Annotated in this window: 4 protein-coding genes and 1 tRNA gene; 1 reads left to right on the top strand and 4 read right to left on the bottom strand. The window is 44.0% G+C overall.

What is annotated here, in order from left to right; genetic code table 11:
* Nucleotides 1-1,923 (bottom strand): serine/threonine-protein kinase (locus DP116_RS03240; RefSeq protein WP_169153798.1); only part of this gene is annotated, 1,923 nt, incomplete at its 3' end.
* A 270-nt stretch (nucleotides 1,924-2,193) separates the two neighbouring features.
* Nucleotides 2,194-2,700: a YceD family protein gene (locus tag DP116_RS03235; protein WP_169153797.1), complete on the bottom strand. Its 507-nt coding sequence runs from the start codon at nucleotides 2,698-2,700 to the stop codon at nucleotides 2,194-2,196.
* 375 nt (nucleotides 2,701-3,075) lie between these two features.
* On the opposite strand from DP116_RS03235, the gene fni reads away from it, so the two are divergent.
* Nucleotides 3,076-4,155 (top strand): type 2 isopentenyl-diphosphate Delta-isomerase, encoded by a 1,080-nt coding sequence (gene fni / locus DP116_RS03230; protein WP_169153796.1) that lies wholly within the window; start codon nucleotides 3,076-3,078, stop codon nucleotides 4,153-4,155.
* Nucleotides 4,156-4,548: 393 nt separating this feature from the next.
* Here fni and DP116_RS03225 read toward each other — a convergent pair.
* Nucleotides 4,549-4,621, bottom strand: a tRNA-Phe gene (locus DP116_RS03225).
* A gap of 76 nt (nucleotides 4,622-4,697) precedes the next feature.
* Nucleotides 4,698-5,567 (bottom strand): metal ABC transporter permease, encoded by an 870-nt coding sequence (locus DP116_RS03220; RefSeq protein WP_211173049.1) that lies wholly within the window; start codon nucleotides 5,565-5,567, stop codon nucleotides 4,698-4,700.
* Nucleotides 5,568-5,641 lie beyond the last annotated feature (74 nt).

Raw genomic sequence — 5,641 nt, 5'->3', positions numbered from 1 at the left:
ACTAACAAGGGTGTTACCATCGGGACTAAAGGCAACGGAAGTAACTTCTTTAGAATGTCCCCTGAGGGTACGAATTTCCGTTTTCGTTGCCACATCCCACAATTTGATGGTGTGATCACTACTACCAGTTGCAAGGGTTTTGCCATCTGAGGTAAAAGCAACAGAATTAACTGAGTAAGAATGTCCCTTAAAGGTGTAGATTTCCTGTCCGGTTGCTAAATCCCACAGTTTGATAGTGTCGTCAGCACTGCTACTGGCAAGAATCCCTCCGAGTCGTCCTCCCAAACTCCGGGAGTCAGAGTGGATAGGACTAATAGCCACAGATCTAATCGGTTGGGAATGTCCCTTGAAAGTTTTGATGACCTGTTTATTTTTTAAATTCCATAGTTTGATAGTATTGTCTTCACTGCCACTAGCAAGAATTTGTCCATCCGGACCAAAGGCAACAGATTTCACTGCACCAGAATGTTCCTTTAGGGTAGCAATTTCCCTTCCCGATGGCAGATCCCATAGTTTGATGCTGCCATCAAAACTGCCACTTGCAAGCGTTTTGCTATCTGGACTAATAGCAACAGATTCAACCGAACTCGAATGTCCATAGAGGGTATAAATTTCTCGTCCAGTGAATACATTCCATAGTTTAATTGTTTTGTCACCATTGGCACTGGCTACAGTACGACCATCCGGACTGATGGCGACGGAATAAACTGAACCAGCATTCCCCTCAAGTGTGAAAATTTCCTTTCTAGTTGACAAATTCCACAGCTTGAGTGTTGTGTCAAAACTACCACTAGCAACAATTCCCCCCAGTCCCCCCTTATAAAGCGGGGAGTCAGGGGGGATCGAACTCACAGCGACAGAAGTCACCAAATTGGAATGCCCATTGAGGGTTTTCATCAAGAAATTGTTTTCCGCTATCAGGTTTAGGATCTGGAAATTGTTTATGTACAAAAATCCTCCTAATCCCAAGAACACAATGCCAGCACCTGCTAAAAGTCTGCTTTTCAGTCTAGGTGGCTGCGGAGATGGTGGCTGAGGTTCCAAATCTTTGAGAACTTCATCCGCTAACTGATAACGCTCATGAATGTCCTTTTTCAGCAGCTTATCGACAATTTTCGCTAAATCTGCACTGATCGAACTTTTCAAATATTGCTGCCAAGAAGCAACCCAGCCATAGCCATTTTCTGCCCAAAGAGCACCTGGTGAAACACCAGACATTAAGTGAAAGCACGTAGCTCCCAAGCTAAACAAATCGCTTGCTGGATGAGCTTCACCATCCTGTAATTGTTCGAGAGGACTATAACCACGTGTACCAATACTCGTCCCTGGTTTAGTCCGTACTGTTGCGCTTAGTTGTTTCGAGGCACCAAAATCAATCAGTACTAACTTGCCATCAGTTTGACGGCGCATAATATTTTGTGGTTTAATATCCCGGTGAATTACCCCGCGCTCGTGAATAAACTTGAGAACGGGCAGCAAATCAAGCAAAACTTGCCGAATTTCTGCTTCGTGATATGTTTGCCGTTGTCGCAACTCTTTGAGCAAAGTTTGCCCATCAATAAACTCTTGTACTAAATACAGATAGTTATCTTCTTCAAAGTAAGCCAGCAAGGTCGGAATCTGCGAATTTTTTCCTAGTTCTTGCAATCGCTGCGCCTCTTGTTGGAATGACTCAATCGCCTTCTTCAAAGCCCACGTCCCCTGGACTTTCGGTGCCAGTTGCTTGACGACACAGCGTTCATTGAGCTTATCTACGTCCTCTGCCAAGTAGGTTCTACCAAACCCACCTTCATCTGAAAGCACCTTGATAATACGATAGTGACCTCTTAAAAGAGGTATCAGTAGCGCGCCACAACTCTGGCAATGGATTATCCCTTCAGGATTTTGAGGTTGCGGGCAATCGGGGTTGAGGCAGCAGAGCATCGTCTGGCAAGCGTGACTGTGCTGCCATCTATCATATTACATCCTAAATTTTTCTGAGCGAAAATTCTCAAAGTGGTTCCATTGAACAATTCCTGCAATAACTGGATTCTGGAGTTTAGACTAGTTCGTAGTGCGAAACTTGAAAAGAAATTAGTGAAAAAAATTATTACACTTACATGAAACTTAATAGTTTGGGAAAATGAGCGATGAAATTTTCCTAATTCGCAGTAGACGCTTTCAGGCTAAAGCGCCTACTACAAATTTATCAAACTACGCTCCCGGAAATTGCTTTTTCAAACCTTCCAAAGAAGCCCAACGCCTGTCAACACGCTTATCAGATTTGCTCGGGGCGCTTGGTTGAATACCCAAACAATTGGCATCACACAACTGTCGTTGAGGCAATTCCAAGCATATTTGCTCATACAGCCATGCAGCGGGGTCAAAATATCCTTGGGGTGATAAAGTTTCTACTAAATCATCAAAAGCGATTTCGCGTTCTAGTGGCAGATCATCTTCGTTCGCTGCTTCATCTAACCAGATGATTTCCTTTGTATCAATGGTTAAACGATGATTGTAGTTTTGCAAGCATCGACTGCAGGTACAAGTGATGATTGTTTCTGCTTGAGAAAATACTTCTAAGTAATTACCATGATGCTGGACGCGAATGCGACCTCGAACTGGTGTCAGAGTTTCTAAACCAGGTAGAAACTCTTTGACTTGAATTTCCTCTGTTGCTTGCGGCGCTTTTGTAAGCTGCGGAATATAAATTGCGTCCATAGCACTTGTCAGACATCCTTTCTGCATAGCCCTATCTTACGACAAGCGCGGAGTTATATTTCCTTAACCATGTCCATTCATGAGAAGGGTGTCTACTTTCTTCAGATCCTGGATTTGGTTTTTACGTCTTGTATAGGCACTTTCATTATACCATTTTGGCAGTCATTAAAATTTCCGTGTGCTGTTTCTTCTCTGGTCGCACATACACTGAGTAAAACAAAAGGAACTGTGTGAGCTTTTTGTTAAACTTAGGCGCAGCAATCTTTCCTTGCTGTCATGAGTAGGATTCTTGCTAAGACGTCCCAACAAAAGTGGAATGATTTTGTCACTACTTTATTGCAGGGAAAAGGTGAATCAACTGTTGAGAGAAAAATTATGACCAATACTATACCCCCAGTCGATGCTGCAACAGAAATTGAGAACCGCAAAGCCGATCACCTTCGTGTCTGCTTAGAGGAAGATGTACAGTTCCGGGACGTAACGAGTGGGTTTGAATACTATCGCTTTACTCATTGCTGTCTTCCGGAATTAGACCGCAGTGATATCAATATTCAAACAACCTTCTTGGGTAAGAATCTCGGTGCTCCACTTCTGATTTCTTCAATGACAGGGGGAACTGAACTAGCACGACTAGTCAACACTCGGCTTGCAACTGTTGCTCAACATTACCGATTAGCAATGGGAATTGGTTCGCAACGAATTGCTCTAGAAATGCCCCACCTAGCCTCGACCTTTGCAGTACGCCACCTTGCTCCTGACATTCTGCTGTTTGCAAACTTGGGAGCTGTCCAGTTAAATTATGGATGTGGTCTTGTCGAGTGCTTGCAACTTGTGGATATGTTGGCAGCGGATGCGCTGATTCTGCATCTTAACCCCTTGCAAGAGTGCGTGCAATCGCATGGAGACACAAATTTCCGGGGGTTGCTTCCTAAAATTGCCGAACTTTGCGAAAAACTTCCCGTTCCTGTGGTTGTCAAGGAAGTGGGAAATGGAATCTCAGCAGCAATGGCACAAAAGTTAATTGATGTGGGAGTGACAGCAATTGACGTAGCTGGTGCGGGTGGAACCTCATGGGCAAAAGTGGAAAGCGAACGGGCAAAAGATAACAAACAGCGCCGTCTGGGACAAACTTTTGCCGACTGGGGACTTCCAACAGCTGAGTGCATAACCGAAATCCGTGCAGTCGCGCCAACAATTCCCTTGATTGCTTCTGGAGGACTGCGTAATGGATTGGATGTGGCTAAGGCGATCGCCCTCGGAGCCGACCTCGCAGGTTTAGCCAGACCTTTTCTAGAAGCGGCTGTAAACTCAGAAACAGCCGTTGATGAGTTGGTTGAAGTTCTGATTGCTGAACTGGAAACAGTTTTATTTTGCACTGACAATGTCACCCTGCAAGAACTCAAAAATTCTGGTGTGCTGCAACGACACGTTACAGTTCCAGCCGCTGCAAGCTAAATTGCTACAGTACTTCTTGGCTGTGACGCGTTTTGTATAGATGAGTGCGTCCTCAATCAATGAGCCAACCATGTCCTCACTCTTGCACTGGCTCTCCCGTTGGGGGAGCTCTTTGCGCGTTTTGTGTCGATTAATGCGTCGTCCTCATTCAATACTTTTTTTCAGTATTTTCACCCTTGACGCAAACATCTTACCCCATATCCCCAATAATTACTGACTTTGCAACCACTCTTCGGTTCGCGATGCTTTTGGAATTTAGAACGAGTTTATATACGGCATTTTGCCGTACATAATGAAAATATAGATTTGGTGAATTATTTTATGAGTGAGGCTAATATCTCACAACCAATGGCTCGATTGGAGGCTCGCGTCAATTCGGATCTCATCAAGATATGCCAGGAACCAGACTTGAACTGGTGACACGAGGATTTTCAGTCCTCTGCTCTACCAACTGAGCTATCCCGGCGTGGAATTTTTGATTCCCACGATTACTTAATATAGCAAAGTCACAGTAATTGTGCAAGTCCTAGCAGAAAAAAAATTTACGCGGCTTTTGTTCTCAACTTGACGCAGCCAAAGACAGTCAAGAATACCACAAACTGAACAAGAACGATACTAGGACCGGAAGCAAAGTTGAAAAGACCTGATACAATGATGCCAGCAATACTGCTTATGCAACCCACAATCACAGACAGCAACAGGAAACGATTGAAGTGGTGACTCATCAGCTTTGCACAAGAGGCGGGAATAACCAAAAAAGCGTTGACTAGTAAAACGCCAACAGCTTTAATTGCCACAGCCACAGCTAATGACAGCAATACAACAAACCCATAGCGATACCACTGAACTGGAATACCTTGCACCTTTGCTACAGCAGGGTTAAGCGTTAACAAAATTTGCTGCCTAAGGGTTGATAATAAGAATACGCTGGCTCCAACAAGCACAAGCAAACTCAAAATCAAATCTGTCGAGTCAATAGCGAGAATATCGCCAAATAGCACGCTCATGAGGTTACCGCGATATCCTTGAATTAAGCTAGTGAGAATCACGCCTACTGCCAACGCGCCTGACAGAACAATACTCAAAACGCTGTCACTCGCTAAATCGGTTTTATCCATAAAGTAGAGGACAACCAACCCAAAAATAAGTGTGAATGGTAGCAGCATCCAGGTGGGATTTAACTGTAGTATGACACCGAGTGCTACACCTACCAAAGCAGCATGACCAACAGCATGACTGAAAAAAGACAACTGACGCAAGGTGACAAAACTGCCTAGTAAGCCGCCAAGTATTCCCATCAAAACAGCACCTGCGATCGCACGTTGCATGAAGGGAAACTGTAGCAAGCTCACCAGATCATTAACATTGGTGACAGCAAACTCAGCTATTTGGCAATTGTTCCAGAAAAGCATATGTTGTTTATACAAATCAATGAAAGTATTTTGAGAATGTCAGATTTCTTTTTTCTTAAGAAATAACTAGAAAT

This window comes from Brasilonema bromeliae SPC951 (assembly GCF_012912135.1).
Lineage (GTDB): Bacteria > Cyanobacteriota > Cyanobacteriia > Cyanobacteriales > Nostocaceae > Brasilonema > Brasilonema bromeliae.
The sequence above is the reverse complement of the archived record's forward strand: the minus strand, read 5'-3'. Positions and strand labels throughout refer to the sequence as shown.

Coding starts and splice junctions, on each gene's coding strand:
- fni (WP_169153796.1), top strand. CDS start 3,076: ATGACCAATACTATACCCCCAGTCGATGCTGCAACAGAAATTGAGAAC.
- DP116_RS03235 (WP_169153797.1), bottom strand. CDS start 2,700: ATGGACGCAATTTATATTCCGCAGCTTACAAAAGCGCCGCAAGCAACA.
- DP116_RS03220 (WP_211173049.1), bottom strand. CDS start 5,567: ATGCTTTTCTGGAACAATTGCCAAATAGCTGAGTTTGCTGTCACCAAT.